Source organism: Sedimentibacter acidaminivorans (assembly GCF_017873955.1).
Taxonomy (GTDB): Bacteria; Bacillota; Clostridia; order Tissierellales; family Sedimentibacteraceae; genus Sedimentibacter; species Sedimentibacter acidaminivorans.
Genome location: NZ_JAGGKS010000001.1, coordinates 286,827 through 307,597, shown reverse-complemented (window position 1 = coordinate 307,597; position 20,771 = coordinate 286,827). Strand labels below are relative to the sequence as shown.

The 20,771-nt window shown below is 33.4% G+C and carries 10 protein-coding genes; all 10 read left to right on the top strand.

Annotated features, from left to right (window positions below; all coding sequences use genetic code 11):
• Nucleotide 1 precedes the first annotated feature (1 nt).
• The 10 genes from ligD to J2Z76_RS16940 all read left to right on the top strand — a co-directional run bounded on the left by ligD (nucleotide 2) and on the right by J2Z76_RS16940 (nucleotide 20,569).
• Nucleotides 2-2,443 carry a DNA ligase D gene (gene ligD / locus J2Z76_RS01355; RefSeq protein ID WP_209510185.1) on the top strand — a complete coding sequence of 814 codons (2,442 nt, stop codon included), beginning with the start codon at nucleotides 2-4 and terminating at the stop codon, nucleotides 2,441-2,443.
• Between the two features lie 369 nt (nucleotides 2,444-2,812).
• Complete coding sequence (locus tag J2Z76_RS01350) at nucleotides 2,813-5,302, top strand: LuxR C-terminal-related transcriptional regulator (RefSeq protein ID WP_209510184.1); 2,490 nt, start codon at nucleotides 2,813-2,815, stop codon at nucleotides 5,300-5,302.
• A 153-nt stretch (nucleotides 5,303-5,455) separates the two neighbouring features.
• Nucleotides 5,456-5,689 carry a DUF2442 domain-containing protein gene (locus J2Z76_RS01345; RefSeq protein WP_209510183.1) on the top strand — a complete coding sequence of 78 codons (234 nt, stop codon included), beginning with the start codon at nucleotides 5,456-5,458 and terminating at the stop codon, nucleotides 5,687-5,689.
• 46 nt (nucleotides 5,690-5,735) lie between these two features.
• The gene (locus J2Z76_RS01340; RefSeq protein WP_209510182.1) at nucleotides 5,736-11,603 is read left to right on the top strand and encodes a YDG domain-containing protein; all 5,868 of its coding nucleotides are present in this window, start codon (nucleotides 5,736-5,738) and stop codon (nucleotides 11,601-11,603) included.
• Between the two features lie 205 nt (nucleotides 11,604-11,808).
• A complete protein-coding gene (locus J2Z76_RS01335) occupies nucleotides 11,809-11,952 on the top strand; it encodes a DUF554 family protein (RefSeq protein WP_342455005.1) in 144 nt (47 codons plus the stop codon).
• Between the two features lie 203 nt (nucleotides 11,953-12,155).
• Nucleotides 12,156-13,232, top strand: coding sequence for an extracellular solute-binding protein (locus J2Z76_RS01330; protein WP_209510180.1), 1,077 nt, complete (start codon nucleotides 12,156-12,158; stop codon nucleotides 13,230-13,232).
• A 143-nt stretch (nucleotides 13,233-13,375) separates the two neighbouring features.
• On the top strand, nucleotides 13,376-14,368 hold the full coding sequence (locus J2Z76_RS01325) for an ABC transporter ATP-binding protein (RefSeq protein ID WP_209510179.1): 993 nt from the start codon (nucleotides 13,376-13,378) through the stop codon (nucleotides 14,366-14,368).
• A gap of 20 nt (nucleotides 14,369-14,388) precedes the next feature.
• A complete protein-coding gene (locus J2Z76_RS01320) occupies nucleotides 14,389-16,062 on the top strand; it encodes an ABC transporter permease (RefSeq protein ID WP_209510178.1) in 1,674 nt (557 codons plus the stop codon).
• Nucleotides 16,063-16,087: 25 nt separating this feature from the next.
• A complete protein-coding gene (locus tag J2Z76_RS01315) occupies nucleotides 16,088-16,933 on the top strand; it encodes a protein phosphatase 2C domain-containing protein (protein ID WP_209510177.1) in 846 nt (281 codons plus the stop codon).
• Nucleotides 16,934-17,251: 318 nt separating this feature from the next.
• Nucleotides 17,252-20,569 (top strand): AfsR/SARP family transcriptional regulator, encoded by a 3,318-nt coding sequence (locus tag J2Z76_RS16940; RefSeq protein WP_209510176.1) that lies wholly within the window; start codon nucleotides 17,252-17,254, stop codon nucleotides 20,567-20,569.
• The last annotated feature ends 202 nt before the right edge of the window (nucleotides 20,570-20,771 follow it).

Genomic DNA, 20,771 nt, shown 5'->3' with positions numbered 1-20,771 from the left:
TATGACTGCAAAACTAAGCGAGTACAATCAAAAAAGGAATTTTGAAAGGACCTTTGAGCCAGAAGGCAATGCAGAAAATTCTGGAGAAGGTCTGAGATTTGTTGTCCAACACCATATGGCCCGTAGAGACCACTACGATTTGCGTCTGGAATGGGAGGGGGTTCTATTGAGCTGGGCAGTGCCCAAAGGTCCTTCCTGTGATACTCATAACAAAAGGCTTGCCGTGCAGGTGGAGAATCATCCACTGGAATACAGAAATTTTGAAGGGACTATTCCTAAGGGGGAATACGGTGGTGGTGTGATTATGCTCTGGGATGAGGGCTTCTGGGAACCTCATGGAAATGTTGAAGAAGGACTCAGTGAAGGCGCACTGAAGTTTATTTTGAAAGGAAGGCGTCTTAAGGGAAAGTGGGCTTTAGTTCGGCTGAAAGCAAAAGATGGGGAAAGGTCGACTAGTTGGCTTTTGTTGAAAGAAAAAGATGAATATGTTAAAAGTGTGGATGGAATATCAGAATTTAATACTAGCATCAGGACCGGGCGCACCATGATTGAAATAGAAGCAGGGCAAGATGAAAAAATCACAAGGAACCCTTTCAGCGTGGCTGATGTTCAACTTGCGAAATTAGTCAACAAGTCACCTGAAGGTGATGATTGGCTTTATGAGTTGAAATACGACGGTTTTAGGATAGTAGCTTTTGTGGAAGGCAATAACGTTCGGCTAATAACCAGAAACGGCAATGATTATTCAAAGCGGTTTTATGAAATCACCTCTTCTCTCATTGATTGGGCGGCCGGAAGGGCGATGGTCCTGGACGGAGAAATGGCTATAACAGATGCATCAGGCAAGACGGATTTTCATGCGCTACAGAACTATATGAAAAATTCAAAGACTCAAAATTTGACTTATATCGTCTTTGATCTCCTTGCACTTGATGGAAGAGATTTTCGCGGATACCAATTGATTGAAAGAAAAGAGATGCTTGAAACCTTGATGAAGGATGCGCCCAAAAATCTCTACTATAGTCGTTATGTCAGAGGAAATGCCAAGGAAAGTTTTGTTGTTGCCTGTGAAACAGGCATGGAAGGTATAATTGGTAAAAAAGCCGATTCCATATACAGCGGAACAAGGAACGGAGACTGGATCAAACTTAAATGCGACAAAAGGCAAGAATTTATCATTGGAGGATATTCGCTTACTGATAAAAAAATAAGTGGAGTAAGTTCAATTCTCCTTGGTGTATATGAGGGTGGGAAATTAGTCTATGCAGGACGTGCTGGCACTGGCATAAGTGAGACTGACACGAAAGTACTTGAGGAAAAGTTCAGGAACTTAAAGAGGATAGATTCACCTTTCAATATCGCACCAAAGACCCGGTCTAAAGAAAAAATTACATGGCTTGAACCAGAATTGGTCGCGGAAATCAAATTTGCAGAATGGACCAAAGATAATCTATTAAGGCAGGCAAGCTTTAAAGGAATTCGGACGGATAAGGACCCTAAAGAGATAAAAAGGGAAAAAGTAGAGTGTGAGACACAGCACGAACCGCCCGTTAAAGAAGTTGAGAAAACAATAGGATTAAATGCAAATAGCATAATTGTTGAAGGAATAAAGATTAGCAACCCGGACAAGGTGATATTCGATAATCCTGAAATCACAAAAGAAGATGTAATTCGGTACTACGAAAAGGTCTCAAAGCGCATGCTAACCTATGTGAGCCATAGAATACTAAGCATTGTCCGCTGTCCCAAGGGAATATCACAGACATGCTTTTATAAAAAACATCCCGGTCCGAACAGCAAAGGAATCATAACAATACCTACTTCTAACAGCAGTGGAGAAAAGGAAGATTATTTCTATATTGATAAAGCATCCGGGATTATATATGAAGTACAAATGGGTACACTAGAATTTCATACTTGGGGAAGCACTGTAGACGAGCTTGAAAAACCAGACGTAATGGTATTTGATCTGGATCCAGATGAAGGAATGGATCTTAGTCAAGTGCGCCAAGGTGTGTTGGATATCAAAGATATTCTTTCCCAACTTTCACTGATTTCATATCTCAAAACTAGTGGAGGCAAAGGGTACCATGTTGTTGTTCCTTTTAAACCAGTCGTGACTTGGGATGTGTTTCATGATTTTGCAAGACGCGTTGCTGAAGTTATGGAGCAAAAGTGGCCTGAACGATACACAAGTAATGTCAGAAAAGCTAAGCGCACAAATAAGATATTCATTGACTGGATTCGAAATGGAAGAGGAGCTACAAGTATTGCCCCTTATTCACTGAGAGCGAGAAAAGGTGCTAGAGTGTCCATGCCCATTGCGTGGGATGAACTTGACACAGTTGCCCCAGACGGTATCAACATGTCAGATGCACTTTTGAGAATTGCAGGAGATGATCCTTGGAAAGGCTTCTTTCAGAATAATCAGATGCTTAAATAGCTGATACGAAATTGTCATAGAATTTTACGATGAGTACTGGGAAAGTGTTCCTTACATAAAGTTATTTAATGATAAAAGACTTTATGGAATACAAGATAACTTAAAAGGGTAGAGGAGCATGGGCCAATGTAAGATTGGTCTTCTTTACTATCAATAAATAAAACTTTACAATTATTAACATAAATAGTAAAATTACAAGAAAAGATAGAGTATAAAGAGATTTTGCGCAAAATATTTAACTGTACAAGCTTGATTAAGTTAAGTTAAATCAGGTATAAATAGAAAATATAACGACAATTGAGTATTTATTATAATTTCATATAAAGATGAAAAGATATTTTACTAAATATGACAGAAGGGCGGAAGAAAATGTTAAATCGACAACATGTTTTGAAGCGAGAAAGTATTAATGATGAACTTAAGAATATACTGCATTACCCGTTAACAATTGTAACAGCAGCTATGGGTTACGGAAAATCTACTGCGGCGAGAGATTTCTTGAATTCTTTAGATATAGAATATGCATATTTGTCAATTGAAAGTGAAGAAAAATCACCACAGTATATATGGGACTCTTTGACAAGACAATTGGCAAAAACGAATCCAGAGATAGGTGGTAAACTTCGTACATTAGGGTTTCCGAATGATTACTCACAAGTTGAGAAGTTTTTGAAAATTATTGAAGATTATACCTATAATAAAAATTTTGTTTTAGTGATTGAAGATTATCACTTATGTCAATCAAATGAATTTGACAAAATGATGGAACGTATTATTCGAGCAGATATAGAGGGTCTTCATGTTCTTGTTCTTACAAGGATAATTCCGGAAATGGGCATAGAAGAATTATGCTTAAAAGGATATTGTTATCATATTAAAAGTGATTTATTTGAGGTTAACAGTGGTGAAATTATTGATTATTTTATGCTATATGGGCTTGAAATTTCTGATGACATTGCTAAGCAGATTTACGTGATATCAGAGGGGTGGATATCGGCAATCTATTTGATCATGCAAAGATATGGTGAAATTAATAGAGTTGAGACTGGAAGAAACCTTGAGAAACTAATCGAAACTGCAGTTATGTGTCGTTATTCGGACGTAGAAGTAATGATCTTGAAATCCTTGTGTGTATTGGATAGTATTTCACCACAGCAGGCTATATATGTAACCGGGAATGCAGAAGCTGAATGGATTGTCAAAAAACTAAGCTATGAAAATTCCTTTATTCGTTTTGATGAACAAGGATGCGTGTATCGAATTCATAATATTTTTAATAATTATTTAAAGAATTTATTACTGCAATATCCTTTAGAAGTAACAGTGGAGGAACTTTATAAGCGTGCAGGAGAATGGTGTATACAGAATGGAGATATTCTATCAGGTTTAAATTATTTATTAAAGGCAAAAGAATATGGTATGATTCTTAATGAATTTGAGAAAAAAAACTTGACCAGAATTGTTGATAGCAACACTCAATACATATTAGATTTATTCGAACATATTCCAAATGAAATAAAATATAATTATCCTATGGGATATCTTGCTTATATTGGTTTTTATGTCACGAATGTTAATAGTGTTGAAGGGACTAACCTGTTACATGATTTTGAACAACGTTATCAGAATATTCAAGATGTCTCTCCTGATATTAAAAAGAGAATTATGGGGGAGGCAGAACTAATTCGTGCGTATACTTCATTTAACGATTTAACTTTGATGCATAATAGCCTTCGAAAGGCACATGAAATGTTGCAGGGACATTCTTCAATTGCGAATAAAGATAAAATTTTCACTTTTGGTTCACCACATGTATTGTTTATGTATTATCGTGATCTAGGAAAGTTCCGTTTGACAATGGAGCATTTAGAAGCGTATGTTCCCCATTATACGGAAATGGCAAGCGGCTGTGGCATGGGTTTTGAATATCAAATAAGAGCAGAATACTGCATTGAGACAGGAAATCTCGATGAAGCAGAACGATATGCCTATAAAGCAATATACAAGGCCAATACTATGGAACAGGTATCTGTTATTATATGTGCTAAATTTGTTCTTGCAAGAGTCAGTGCTGCGAAAGGAGAATTCGAGGAAGCATTTGAGATTATGGATGACTTGAATTCTGAAGTAGAGACTTGTAACAGTCCTATTTTAACTAGTGCCTTTGATTTATGCTCAGGATATATTGCAAGTATAACAGGTGAGAAAGCATATTTTGCAAAATGGCTTAGCATAGGGGATATCGGATTTAGTGATATATTATATCAGGGAATGGGATTCAACTATATAATCTATGGCAGATACCTTCTTCATGAATTGAATTATTTGAGATTAGAAGTTTTATGTGAAGAGATGATGCATATTTTTCATAAGTTTAACAACCAACTTGGTTATCTTCATATGCATATCATGGATGCTATAGCTAAATATTATTTGTATGGAATAGAGACAGCTAAAAAATCTATTTTATCAGCATTGGAAATCGGAAGAGCAGATAATATATTTCTTTCGTTTGCTGAATATGGAAAATATTTATTGCCAATACTCTATAAGTTTCATATGAATGATTCTAAAGATATTTATTTTGAACAATTGTTAAAATATACATCAAATTATTGTAAGCATCTGGATGATAAGGAGACTTGCGTAAAGACCTTATCTATACTTACGAGTCGTGAAAAGGATGTATTACAGCTTATTGTTGAAGGAAAAATCAATCGAGATATTGCCTCAGAACTTTATATTGCAGAGGTCACTGTAAGAAAGAACATTACATCGATCTATCGTAAAATGAATGTAAATGGACGAGCTTCTGCTGTTAAAAAAGCGTTGGAACTCAATTTATTGGATAAAGTGTAAAATGTAATTTATATGTAGATAAAGGAAATTAATAGAATAACGTAGAATTAAATAGAAAAAAGGTATCTTATGCGATAATATACCGCATTAAAAAACTCTGCTATAATTTTATAGTGGAGTTTTTTAATTTGCATTTATGAAGGGATGTTAGATATGGCTAAAATTTTAAATATATTACCCAGTGATGATTATACATTGACAATAGAACTCAATAACCACCATAAAATTATATATGATATGAAACCAAGATTGCAAACAGTCAGATTCAGCCAGCTTGCTGATATAAACAGATTTAAAGCTGTTTGGGTTAAAAACGAAAATATCCTTATATGGGACAGTCTATGTCAGATAACTATTGATGAAATTATAAGTAACATTGGAAGATAATATAGCTTTTAATATTGTTTAGAAAATCAACGTAAAGGAGAAAAATATGAAGAATATTTTTAACAAAGTAAGCAAGATATTGGGAACAATAATAATCATGGTGATTCTTTTGGGAATGACTTCACATGTAAGTGCTGAGGTTATTGTTACCCATAGAATTATTGCAAACGGAACCAGTTACGATGTGTATACAGGCACAAGTGGAGGTACACAGGTTGGAACCGCACCGAATATTAGTAATGCTATTTCGCTGGCTATAAGTGATGGAGCAGGTGAAAAAGTAATTCAATTTGGGGATGGTACAACTGCACTTTCTATTCCAACTGTTTCCAAAGATAATGAAAACAATAACAATCTTAAAGCTGCCACATATACAGGAAAGGTTACAAGCAGCGTAGATAATGAATATTTGTTAGTGGTTAATGGTGGCGAACAAGTCGCTTTTTATGATATAGAAATTACAAATAATAGCGGATATAGTGTTTCTGGCAATAGATCAAAGGCTGTATATATAAATAGTACGGACTCAAAATTGACAATAGATGGACCTAATACGCTTATTACAACTGTACCAATATATTCAAACGGCGTATTTAACAATGGAGGAACGGTTGATATAAAAGATGGAGTGTTTACAACAGATATTAATGGTGCACATGCAGTAAGGAATCAAGCAGGTACATTAAATATTTTAGGAGGTACAATTAGAGCAACTGCTAAAATGGGCTATGGAGTTTATAATGTTTCAGGTGTAGTCAATATGACAGGAGGAACAGTCGAAACAACTTCAGCATCACAAAGTTATGCAATTAGTAACAGTCAAGGAACAGTGAATATTTCAGGCGGGAATGTTAGGGCAGATTCAGCTCACACTCTATGTATGGCAGTGTTCCAATCTGGTGTTGGTACAATAAATATCAGTGGTAATGCAATGTTATCCTCCTATGCCAATACAATAAATGTTTACAGTGGTACAATAAACATCACAGGTGGTACGGTTAAATCTGAATACAATAATGGATCATCAATTTCAAATATAAATGGAATAATAAATGTAAACACAAATGGAAAGGTTATTTCAAAATCACCAAAAGTTATAAAGTCAATATCTACAGCATCTGATGATACAGGTAAAATAACACTATATGACGTGACTGTATGGAGTAAGAATAGTGCTGAAATAACAGTAAAAGGTGCTTTAAACAGTTCTACAGGTTATAATGAAATCAGCAGTATAGATGGAGATTATGGAATTGTTAAAGCTATTATTAATCTTTCCTATTTGTTGTCAGACTATCAATTTGATAAATGGGCAACAACTGCTACTCGAGATACAGCAGTTAATAATAGTGCAAAACAAATGGTCATTGGAAGCGATAATCGTACTTTTTATTTGTCTGTTCTGAAAAATGGGCCGATTATATATTCTGGTCAAAATATAAAGCAAGGTGGTACGTTGAAGTTAAGTTCAATTAGCGATATGGTAAATAAAAAGCTCCAAATTAGTAAGGATGGTGTAGCCTTTACTGATTTAACTTATGCATCGGGTTCAACGGTAGTACTTCCGAACCTACTTGAAGAAGGAACGTACAAATTATATTTGTATCAAACGGATGATAACACACGAAGCGCAGGTAGCGTGAATTCATTTATAGTAGACAATACGGAACCTTCTATTACATTAGGGGAAATAAGTAGAACAAGTAATACAAATGCAACTCTAAAATTTACATCAAATGAGGTGGGTACATATTATTATGAAATTGTGGAACATGGAGAGGATCCACCAACAATTGATACAAGCGTAACCGGAAAAGCATGTATAATTGGCGAAAACACAGTTAATCTGACAAGCTTATCTTCAGGAACAAAGGGTATCTACATTCGTGTGAAGGATAAAGCAGGGAATTTAAGCAATGTATTGGAGCTAGACATAGCTGAATTACCAATAGGGTCGGTAATTATGAACAACGGCACTATAAAGAAAAATGCAGAAATAACCTTGTCTTCCGAAACGGGAGCGACCATTTACTATACTACGGCTCTGAATGATGCAACACCAGATGAGCCAACGATATTAACATCTACACATATTTCAAACGGTGGTGCTATTACATTGCCTGAACTTAAATATGGAGATGTTCTAAAAATTAAAGCTATTGCAGCAGTATCAGGTAAGTCAGACAGCGTAGTAGCAGATATGACCTATACAGTTCAATCTAAAACAGAATTGACATTGACAGGCATTACACTGAACAATAAAGAATATAATGGGAATACAGATGTAACCGGAGATTTCACAGGTGTAGGATTAAATGGGATAATTGGAACGGATTTAGTAACTCTTTCGGGAACACCAAGTGCTTCTATTCTTACAGCAGATGCTGGAAATGAAAAAATTGCGGTGGTCAGCGGATATTCATTGGAGGGTATTGATGCAGAATATTACACGCTAAATACAACCTTAACCGCAAATATTATAAAAAAAGCATTGACTCTGGGCACTATCGTAATTGAAGATAAAATATATGACGGAACTACTGATGCGATAGTCACGAGTATTCCAATTAGCATCGGTATAGTTGACTCAGATGACGTATCAGTAAATGTACCTGTGGCAGTGGCAACATATGATGGGTATGCTAATGTCACAACAGGCGCCGCCGCATCGATTAGCAATATTCAACTTACAGGAGAAGACAGTGCAAACTATAGTATATCTTCCATAGGAACTGCTACTGGAAATATAAAAGCAAGAACAGTAACAGTAGACAGTATAACAATTGCTAATAAATCTTATGATGGAAATACAACAGCCACAATCACAGGAGCAACATTGACTGGAAAGGTGGACGGGGATGATGTAGCTATTGATTATAGTACGACACCAGCAGTAGCAACTTTTGAAGATGCTTTGGTGGGAAATGAAAAACAGGTATCGGTGACAGGTCTGACATTGGGCGGCAGTGACAAAGCAAACTATACACTTGCTAGTGATAATTATATTACTACTGGAAATATTGCTAATATTGGTATTGTCACGACACCTATATCTGACATTGTAGACAATGCAGTAATCAAAAGTGGGGCAAGTGTTAAGCTGACGACAGCAGGTAATGATGGAGCTGCACTCTACTATACGATGGGACTAGCACCAGAGAATCCTACCATTGATGACGACTATATAAATAGCGGAGGGACAGTTACCATAACTGGTAATCCAGGAGATAAAGTAATATTGAAGGTTTATGGAGTAGAAGTGGGGTATGAAGACAGTTCTACAACTATGTTAAGTTATACCATTCAGCCTAAAAAAAATTTGGCAGTCACAGAATCAAGTGCAGCAAGTAAAGTCTATGACGGTGCTACTAGTTCGGAAGTTACTGGTGGAACATTGGAAGGAGACGTTAACGCTGGTGATGAAGTAAAGCTGGATGCAAGTAATGTAGTAGGTCAGTTCTCAGATAAAAATGTAGGAACAAACAAAATTGTGACGGTTAGCGGATACACCTTAGATGGCACCGATGCATTGTATTATGATTTGCAACAACCTATTCTTACTGCTAATATACAAAAAAAGAGTGTAGAAGTTAGCAATATTGTGATTAGTGACAAAGTATATGATGGTTCAAAAGCAGCAACTATTGAAAGTATTACTATTAGCTGGAAAGCTGCTGGAGATGATGTTTATGCACATGTTACTACGTCAAGTGCAGTATTTGCAGATGCTAACATAGGCAACAGTAAAAGTGTAAATGTAACGGGTATCAAACTTGTTGGTGATGATGCAAAAAACTATCAACTATCTACATCAACATTTACAGCAACTGGAAATATTGTTCCAGCAGGAACCGTGTTGACTCCTACAGTAAACCCGGCAGAAGATAGAATACTTTCAGGTACAAATGTAACATTGGCAACAACAACCAGCGGAGCAGCAATTCATTATACTATGGATGGAAGTATACCAACTTATAGCAGTAAAATATATAACGGTCCAATATCCATTACAGGAAATCCAGGTACTGTTGTTAAAGTGAAAGCAATAGCGGAAAAAACAGGAATGATTGACAGCGGTATATTAACCAAACAATACACTGTTGATGAACCTGGTACATTAATTATCACAACAGAGCCAGATGACCAAACAATAAAACTTAGATGGTCTGTTATTCCAGGTGCGGTGACCTACGCTGTATACAGTGGAGATGACTACCTAGGAAATGGAACATCTGTAGCTGATAGTGTATTTGGTTACAATGTCAATGGATTGACCAACGGAAATTTGTATACATTTACCGTAAAAGTTTTGGATTCTGAACACAGGGTTACCAATACTGCTCAAGTTAGTGCTATACCAAGAACAGTTTCTATAGCGCCAACTGAAATAACAGCGATAGCAAGCAATGGACAAGCAATAATAAGTTTTACTGCACCAACTGACAATGGTAGAAGTGAAATAACAGGATATATAGTAACTTCAAGCCCAGGCAATATAATAGCTAACGGTACAGATAGTCCTATTACCGTAACGGGATTATCAAATGGTACTACTTATACTTTTACAGTAAAAGCTGTTAATATAGAGGGATCTGGAATAGAATCATCAGCTTCCAATGAAGTAACTCCACATAAATCATCAAGTGGAAGTCACTCTAAAGAAAATGGAGTGGAAGTTCTAGTTAACGGTAGAAGAGAAATGGCAGCAACAGAAAGCACAACAAGAGTAGAAAACAGAATTGTTACAACGATTATTCTTGACAATAAAAAAATAGAAGAAAAACTACAAGATGAAGAAAATAATGCAGTCGTTACAATATCGCCTACTAATGAAGCAAAAGTTGTAGACTGTCAATTAAACGGACAGACAGTTAAAAACATGGAAATAAAAGAAGCAGTACTAGAAATAAAAACAGAAGGAGTAACATATACACTACCTGCTTCAGAAATAAATATAGACAATGTGTCGGATGAATTAGGCAGACAAATTGAGCTTAAGGATATAAAAATAAACGTAAGCGTAGCGGAACCGCTAGAAGACTTAGCCAAAATAGTAGAAGATACAGCTAATAATAATAGCTATCAAATTATAGCAAAACCAATAGAATTTAAAATAACATGTGCAAATGGAGAAAAAGCAATAGAATTATCCAAATTCAAAAGATACATAGAAAGAACCATTGCCATACTAGAAGAAATAGAACCTTCAAGGATAACTACTGGAGTAGTATTAAATGAAGATGGGACATTCTCTCACGTACCTACACAGATTGTTGAAATAGACGGTAAATATTATGCAAAAATCAATAGCTTGACCAACAGCATCTACTCAGTTATCTACAACTCTGTAGAATTCGAAGATGTAGACAATCACTGGGCTAAAGATGCAGTGAATGACATGGGGTCAAGAATGGTAATAAGCGGTATGAGAGATGGTAAATTTGAACCGGACAGAGATATAACAAGAGCTGAATTTGCAGCTATTATGATTAAAGCACTGGGATTGAAACCAGGAATGGGAGATAACCCGTTTATCGATGTTAAAGACAGTGAATGGTACAGTGGATATATTAAAACAGCACATGAATACAAACTTATATCTGGTATTGATGAGAATAATTTTGCACCAACAGTTCAAATTACAAGAGAACAAGCAATGACCATGATAGCAAGAGCAATGAAAATAACTGGATTAAAAGCAGAATTTGAAACAGATGAAGTTGAAAAAATTCTGGAGAGCTTTACTGATTCCTTTAATACTGCAGATTATGCTAAAACCTATATTGCTTCTTGTTTAAAAACAGGTATAGCTTCAGGTAAAGGGGACAGCAAGATAGCTTCTAATGATAATATAACAAGAGCAGAGGTAGCCGTTATGATTCAGAGGCTTCTTAAGAAGTCGAGCTTGATATAATTAAAAAGTAAATATTAACAAAAAATCAAAAAATCATGATAAACAGCATCTGAGTATTACTTTGGATGCTGTTTTGGGTTTATGACTAATGTTTTTAGTTAATTTACTGTGACTTGGTATTTCCAATCAATTTCTACAAATAAAACTTTACAATTATTAACATCAATAGTAAAATTATAAAAAAAAGAAAGGATAATCATATGCTATAGCAGAAATCACATGTGCAGGTTCTATTATGATAGTAGCTCTTGGTTTAAATATAATAGGGGTTACAAAAATTAAAGTAGCAAATTATCTTCCCGCAATCATCATAGCACCAATCCTTTGCAGTATAGTAACTCTTATATAGAGGTCCTCTTAGCGTAAATTTAGCAACTCTTTTATAGAAGATTGTCATACGAACCATATTTACTATGAAATTAATTTATTGTACAAAATTTAGTAATGATGTTAAAATTACTGGAAAAACAATATATATTGAATTTGCAGTTTGCTTTAATATGTTGTTGATTATAAAAAATTACAATAGATTTACGAAAGAGAGGAAACAAAATGAAAAAAGTATTAATACTATTGCTATCTTTAGTTCTGGTTTTTGGACTTGCTGGATGCAATAGCAATACACCTAAGGATGACGCATCAGCTGAAACACCAACAGGTGCATCGTCAGAATTAGAGGACAAATTAGTAATTTATTCTACTCATTCAGAGGAAATGTTAGAGGCAGTATCTGATGCATTTACTGAAAAAACAGGAGTAGAAGTTGAATTTATCAATTTAAAAGGAGAACTTGCAGACCGTGTTAGAGCAGAAAAAGAAAATCCACAGGCGGATATTATGTTTGGTGGAGCTTCATCTTTATTTATTGAGATGACAGAAGAAGGAATTTTTGAGCCTACGACTCCTACGTGGGCAGGTGAATTAGATTCAATGTTCAAGGATTCGGAAGGTAACTGGTACGGTACAATAAAAACACCAGTAATGATGTTTTATAATAAGGAAATGTTAACTAATGAGCAAGCACCAAAGGATTGGGCTGATTTAGCAAAAGAAGAGTATAAAGGACTTATCGTTTCAAGAGATTCAGCATCCTCTTCTATTCGTTCTACAATGATGAGTTTAATATTCCAGTCATATAGAAATGATAAAATAGACGAAGCGTGGAGTTTCTTAAAAAATTTAGATACAAATATGAAAAATTATTATAATAGTGGAACAATGTTGTTCCAATCTATTGGAAAGAAAGAAGCTGCAATTAGCTATGCAACACAAAGTTCTATTATTGATAATATTACCCAAAATAATATGCCTTTAGAAATAATAGATGCTGAAAGTGGAAGTGTTATTATTACTGATGGGGTTGCTGCAATAAAAAGTGCACCACATCCAAATGCTGCAAAAGCATTTGTTGAATTTGCAGGAAGTGCAGAAATACAAGCAATGTTTGCTAATGAGTTCAACAGAATACCAACTTTGAACTCGGCCCTCAAAGATTGTCCCGAATGGATGCAGACAGAGTATAAAGCAATGGATGTTGATTGGTCAGTTTTATCTGAAAAACAAAGCGAATGGTTACAGAAATGGGATTCGGAAATCAGAAATGCAGATAAAGATTTAAAAAAAGAATAATAAATAGAATGCAAAGGGCTATCTACAAGAAATTTAAAAGTGTATTATCATTTTTAAGATAATTATTTTACTTTACTCTTTTAGACAGCCTTTCTTTTTTATATTAACAATATTAAAACATTAAATTGAGGTGAAAAATAGTTGTGAAAGTTATACTTAAAGATATTGAGCATAAGTTTGGTGACAATCTGGTTTTAAAAAATATAAATCTAGAAATTCGTGATGGTGAGCTTTATACGTTGTTAGGGCCTTCAGGATGTGGAAAAACAACTATACTTAAGATTATAGCAGGGTTTCTAAAGCCAACAAATGGAAGAATTTTTCTTGGAGAGCAGGATATTACAGACCTTCCACCAGAAAAAAGAAATATCGGGACAGTATTTCAAAACTATGCACTGTTTCCCCACATGAGCGTTGAAGAAAATGTTTTATATGGTCTGAAATTAAAAAAGTTATCTCGAAAATTAATGGATGAAAAAGCTAAAGAATATTTAGATCTTGTAAGCATGTATGAGTATAGAAAAAGAAAAATTCCAGAACTTTCTGGAGGACAACAGCAAAGAGTTGCTCTTGCACGCTCACTTGCAATTGAACCTAAAGTACTATTATTAGATGAGCCAATGTCCAATTTGGATGCAGCCCTTCGTGATAAAACAAGAGAAGAAATACATATTCTTCAACAGAAGCTAAAAATTACAACGTTATTTATTACACATGATCAAAAAGAAGCACTTTCAATTTCAGATACAGTAGCAGTTTTAAGGAATGGTGAGTGTTTGCAGATTGGTACTCCAAGAGAAATCTATATGCGTCCAACCAATCAGTTTCTAGCAAATTTTATAGGTGAATCCAATGTATTTACGCAGAGTGAAATAAATACATTTGGAATCAATCAAAACATATCAGGAAGAGAAGAAATATTTATAAGACCCGAAATGATTAAAATGAATGTTAAAAAATCAGATATTTTTTCAATCCAAGGTGAAATAAGAAATACAATATTTAATGGAAGTACAATAGAATATGACCTTATAGTTTTTAATAAATTAGTTAAAGTTTTAGAACTTAATACTGGAGAAAATCTTGAAAAGAAACAGCCTAATTGTATTGTATATCTGTCTTTTCCAAAGAATTAAAATAGGAGGAAGAATGTGGGATGAAAAAAAATTCTTTTAGTGCTATTTTAAAAATATGCTGCTACTTTGTTTTGTTTTGGGTTTTAATAGGAGTTATTGTCGTTCCAATGCTAAACACCATTGGATTAAGCTTTCATACAGAGTCAGGGGTAGATATACAAAATTATGTGGATTATTTTTCACTGGAAAACAATCTGAATGTAATTAAAAATACTTTGTTTTTAGGGGTCCTTACTATTATATTATGTGGAATCGTAGGTACAACTCTTGCCTTTTATATGAGTTTTATAAAGGTGAAAAATCAGAAGTTTATTCATATGATTCTTTTGAGTCCCATGATGGTACCAGGGGTAATTATAGTAATAGCATTTATCCAGCTTTATGGTGAGAGCGGATTAGTGACAAAATCTATACAACTAATATTAGGATTGAAAAATATTCCGTTTCATTTTAACGGGCTTGGAGGAATCATGTTTGTACATACTTATACTCAGTATGTTTACTTTTACCTTAATGTCTATATTGCGTTGAAATATGTTGACTATTCAACTATAGATGCTGCAAGAGGACTTGGTGCATCCAGGTGGAAAATATTCACATCTATTTTATTTCCTGAAGTTTTACCTGCCCTATTATCATCTGCTATTATAACTTTTATTTCTGGAATTAGCTCATTTTCTGCTCCAAATCTCATAGGTGGTAGGTATCGAGTTTTAAGCACACAGATTATGATTGCAAAAGCAAATAACTACATGAATATTGCTTCTATGCAAGTTGTTATTTTAATGATTATGGGTATTTCTGTTATGTATCTTATAAGATATTATGAAAGTAAGTGTGCACAGGAGTCGATGATAAGGGTAGTTCCAATATCAAAACAGAAAATTGAGATGCCTTTGCTTAGATGGATAGTCAATATTATTATTGGAGCCACGATTATTTTGATTATAGTTCCAATAATAGCTATATTTTTGCTTTCTTTTGTAAAATCAAGTTCCATGATGATGGATATTTTCCCTAAAGAGTTTGGTTTATTAAATTACAAAAAATTATTTTCAAAAAGAAGAGTGTTTAAACCATTTCTAAACAGTATTAATATGTCCATCATAACAGTTGTAGTTGGGCTGTGTATCTCGATTCCAACAGCATATTTAACAACAAAAAGGAAAAACAAAATAAATAGAATTGCAGAACTTCTTATCATGTTGCCGCTTGCAATGCCTGTAAGCACTATCGCAATCAACCTGATTAATGCATTTAATGTAAAAAACATCTTTATTTTAAATCATATTCTTATTGGAACTTATTGGATTCTTCCAATAGCATATATTATTACATCACTTCCTCTTTTTATGAGGACGAATATTATTGCATTTGAGAGTTTTAATACTTCTTTAGAGCATGCATCAAGAAGCCTTGGTGCTGGTCCACTTTACACTTTCAAAAGAATTACAGCACCTATTATATCTCCTGCTATTATTTCAGGAAGTGCTTTGGTATTTATAAAAACTATAGGGGAGTATACCATGTCTGCTTTGCTTTATGGAGTATATAATCGTACAATTTCAATTGCAATGGTAAACGCAATGCAAGAGTATGATATTGGTCTTTCTATGTCATATGGAGTATTGACTATACTTATTTGTTTTTTAGCTATGACATTGATTTTAAAATTAGATAAAGAAATATTGTAGGAGGTAGCTATAAATAGCGACGGATATGAAAATTATAAATAAACAGATTTTATGTGAAGCTGGTGATTTTGCTAACGAAGATGTGGCGGGTATCAATGAGTATGGCGCTTGGTTATTAGATGGAGCCACTGGACTTAGTGGTGCTAAATTAACCGGTGAAAAAAGTGATGCAAGATGGTATACGAAATGGTGGGATTTATATTTATCGAACAATTTGAAAAATGATATTCCGCTTTGTGAAATCATTACAAATGGAATACTTCAAGTGAAAATAGACTTTCATAAAGCTGTAAATGGCAAGCCATGCAGTAAGCTTGATTATCCTTCAAGCTCAATTGCAGTTTTAAAATGGCATGATAATGGTATAGAGTATTTTTCCTTAGGAGACTCTCCTATTTTAATACAAAAAAAAGATAGTATGGAAGAAATAACAGATAAAAAAGTATCTGTTTTAGATCAAAAAGTTTATGATGCAATAAATCAAACAATTTTGGAGCATAATATTTCAGCATGGGAAGCAAAAAGTTTTGTTCTTCCAATGATTAGAAATCACCGAATGCTGCTTAATACAGAAAAAGGATATTGGATTTTAGGTTTTGATATAAGAGCAGTCAATAAAGCCTCGCAAGGTATTTTAGAAATAAGTGAGCCTATGAAGATATTGATGGCAAGTGACGGATTTTCAGCGTTAGTTGATAAATATCATGTAATTGAAAAAGAAAATTTTATTTTGCAAGTTGAAGAGAAGGGTATCCCATTGCTATACGAAAATCTTAGAAATATAGAAAATCTAGATAAGGAAGGTATAAAATATCCTAGATTTAAAAAAAGTGACGATGCATCGGCTGTTTATTTTGAGATTGAAATGTAATATTAGCTGTAATAAGTAATAAGATAAAATGTAAAATCAAAGGTATCAAGATTGTATAAATTTTGGTTCCTTTTTTTATGTTTTCTAGCAACATACAAAAATATATAGCTAATCATCAGTAGATAAAAATAAGTTTTACTGGAAATTTGTCGGTTATGCTGATAAAATAAAGGAAAATAATTTGTCAAAATGTATAGCTTATCACAATTACAGTACATATGCCTATATTCGTGCACTGACCAAGCCCTGTATGTATCGAAAAAATGGTGGCGGTCGATATTACATTAAAAATTTTACATAATTAAGGAGATTAATCAAGTGCAATCTATAGATAAAATACTTTATTCAAAAATGAATCCACCTAGAATTGGAATGGAAACTATTTGGCGTAAAAGATTAATTGAAAACTTTATTGGTATTGAATATAAGAAATTGACTATAGTATCAGCTCCTACTGGATATGGTAAAACGGTATTGATTTCACAATTCGCATCTACAAGAAATAATCCAGTTGTGTGGTATCAATTAGATGAATTTGATAATGACTTTACTTTATTTATTAAATACCTTATAGCTGGAATTTCAAAAAAAATCCCCCGTTTTGGGATGCAAACTTTAGATTTTATTGAAAAAAATGAAGATATTTCACAACAAGTACGATTAATTGTTGCATTGCTTGTCAATGAGTTACAAGCAAGAGCAAAAGAAGGGCTTACATTTATCATGGATGATTATCATGTCATTAATGAAAAACTAATTCATAAATTTATTGAAGAAATTATTCAATGTCTCCCTGAAGGTGTACATCTTATAGTTTCAAGTAGATATGCATTGCCATTAAATGTTGCTCGGCTAAAGGCCCATGGACTAGTTAATGAAATTACATATAGTCACTTGAGATTTAGTAAAGAAGAGATTATTACACTTTTTAATTCTCAAAAAGAAAGTAATTATACAGATGATATAATTGAAAAATTTCAATTGGAAACGGATGGTTGGGCAGTTGCTTTATCGTTAATTAAATCTACAGATTTAAGTTTGGAAAATAGTAAAAAAAATACACTTATACAATGGAAAAATCGTGAAGAGATTTATAACTATTTTGCAGAAGAAGTGTTTCAAAAATTACCTATAGAATTACAAATGTTTTTGATCGATACATCTGTATTAGATTTTATAACACCGGATATTTGCAATATATTAACTGAAAGAGAAGATAGTAATGATTTGCTGGAAAAAATAATAAAGCAAAATATTTTTCTGACTAAATTTGAAGGAGAAGAAGTATCTTACAGATATCATCATTTGTTTAAAGGTTTCTTAGAGAAACATTTAGGTGATAGAAAGAAAATGCTTTTAGAGAAAGCAGGAGGATACTTTGCGGATAAAGAATATTATGAGCAAGCTGTAGAAAGTTACATACTTGCGGACATTTATGAAAAAGCTGTTTCAATTATTGAAAAATCAGGTATAAAGATGATTAAATTAGGTAATTGGCAGACCATAAGTCGCTGGTTGCAAAAGATTCCTAAGGACTTTATTCAAAAATCTCCACACGTTATGCTACTTAAAGGTGTTATCTATAATCATAAGGGGATGTTGGATAAATCGCTTATACAAATAGACGAGGCTTTGAAGTTATTTGTTCTCCATAATGATAAGGAAAATTTACTAAATGGATGTTTTCAAAAAGCGGTTGTTCTACGAAGAGCAGGACTTATCAATGAAAGTTTAGAAGTGTTAAACGAAATTCTTTCTAGCGCTAACACTTTTCATATTACAAAATGGTATGAAGTTGTATTGGAAAAAGTAAATACACTATTATGGAGTGGAAAATTAAATGATGCGGTTGAAACTTTAGAAGTAGGAATTGAATTTGCAAAACGTGATGAGGAACACAAATTAATTGCTTATTTTTTAGAGCATATAGGTGCTACCTATTACGCACTGGGGGAATATTTTAAAGCTATAGAATACTATAATGCATCGAGAGAACAATATTTTTCTGAATACGATTCGATTTCAGAATTTGAAGAGGAGAGATATTCGCAAAGAACAACTCTTTCAAGCATATATAGAGATTGGGGTGAGTTGGACAAGGCTCTTAAACTAATCCAAGAAGAAATTAGTACTAAAGAGAGACTTGGTTTAATTGATGATTTACCTCGGGCATATCATCAGTTGGCATTAATTTGCAATGATTTAGGAGATAAAGAAACGGCAGAAAAACACTTTCAATATGCAGATGAAATGTATAAAAAGCTGGGCAGAAGAGATTTTCAGTGGACCTGGCACCTAGCAGTGTACGGAAAAATATTGATGGATAATGGAAAACGAGATAAAGGTAAAGAACTAATTGAAAAAGCTATTAAATATGCAGAAAAAAATTCCGATTTTAATTTAGCTATATGTGAGTTTGTAGGATGCTATGCATATATAGAGGATAGAGGAACTGATGGGGTTTTAAAGCTTTTAGAACATGCATTAGAAGTTTCTGAAAAAGTTGGGGCAAAGAATCTGATTTGTCAGTGCAATTGGGCTTTATCAAATTTAAATTCAAAAATAGGCAATAGAGAAAAAGCTAAGAATTATGCTATTCGCTGTTTCTCTTTAGCAAAAGAAGGAAATTATTTGCAAATTTTTTTATCCTATGAACAAATAGCCTTTCCAATTATTAAACTTGGAATAGAATTGGAAATAGAAGAGGAATTTTTAGAAAAGGTCATTCTAAGGCTGGGAAGTAAATCTAAAGAAATGCTTGTTAAGCTTATAGAAAATAACGAAGGTAGTATTAAGCATCGAGGCGAGGAACTGTTTGCAAAAGTTAAGGGTGAAGAACAAAATTTTGTTAATAAAGAAATCACATCAGTGAATTCAAATGGAGAAGTAAAAGAAAAAGAGCTGTTTCATGTATGCTGCTTTGGAAATTTTGAAGTTTATGGAGAAGGTGGGACAAAACCGATAAAGTGGAAAACTACCAAAGCAATGGAATTATTTGCTTATTTAATTAGTAATTCTAATAAAATAATAAGTAAAGAGAGAATTCTGGAAGATATATGGCCTGATATGGATCCAAAGCAAACTTCAAAGTGGCTGTACACGTATATTTATCAAATAAGAAATGCAATGAAAATATATGGAATTGAAAATGGTCTGATGTACAAAAATAAAGGGTATTGTTTAGTAACTAACAATATAAGTAGTGATGTGAATGAATTTGAAAATCTTATTGATATTTCTATGACAGAGGAAATGGAGACTTCGATTGAATGTTTAAAAAAAGCTATTCTTTTATACAAGGGAGAGTATTTAGATGGATTTTATAATGATTGGATTGTGGATGAAAAGAATCGTTTAGAAAATCTATATCAGTCAGCATTAGAAAGATTATCAAAAATATATGTTAAAGTAAAAGAATATAGACTTGCAGTGAAATATTTGACTATGATACTAAAAAAAGATCCATTATCGGAAAATGCTCATGAAATGTTAATGATTGCATATGAAAAAATGGGTGATAGAATGGCGTTGATAAACCAGTATGAAGTATATTGTAAAACATTAAAAGATGAACTGGGAGTTGAACCTAAGAAAGAAATGAAAGATTTATTTTATAAACTTACAGCGGAAAAATAATTATTATAGTAAATTACATATAAAAAAATAGCAGATAATTTATCTGCTATTTTTTTGTATTCAGAATTCATTCAGAATTTATTCATTGTGAAACAGTACTATAAAACAAGTTATGTAGAATAAACAGATAATTTGTAGAAATATGTAAAAACGTTCTGAAAAATGGGGTGATTTTTAATATAAGTTGTAATGAAAAAATGTT

Excerpts from the sequence above, each read along its gene's own strand:
- ligD (WP_209510185.1), top strand. The coding sequence starts at position 2 with ATGACTGCAAAACTAAGCGAGTACAATCAAAAAAGGAATTTTGAAAGG.
- J2Z76_RS01350 (WP_209510184.1), top strand. The coding sequence starts at position 2,813 with ATGTTAAATCGACAACATGTTTTGAAGCGAGAAAGTATTAATGATGAA.
- J2Z76_RS01345 (WP_209510183.1), top strand. The coding sequence starts at position 5,456 with ATGGCTAAAATTTTAAATATATTACCCAGTGATGATTATACATTGACA.
- J2Z76_RS01340 (WP_209510182.1), top strand. The coding sequence starts at position 5,736 with ATGAAGAATATTTTTAACAAAGTAAGCAAGATATTGGGAACAATAATA.
- J2Z76_RS01330 (WP_209510180.1), top strand. The coding sequence starts at position 12,156 with ATGAAAAAAGTATTAATACTATTGCTATCTTTAGTTCTGGTTTTTGGA.
- J2Z76_RS01320 (WP_209510178.1), top strand. The coding sequence starts at position 14,389 with ATGAAAAAAAATTCTTTTAGTGCTATTTTAAAAATATGCTGCTACTTT.
- J2Z76_RS01315 (WP_209510177.1), top strand. The coding sequence starts at position 16,088 with ATGAAAATTATAAATAAACAGATTTTATGTGAAGCTGGTGATTTTGCT.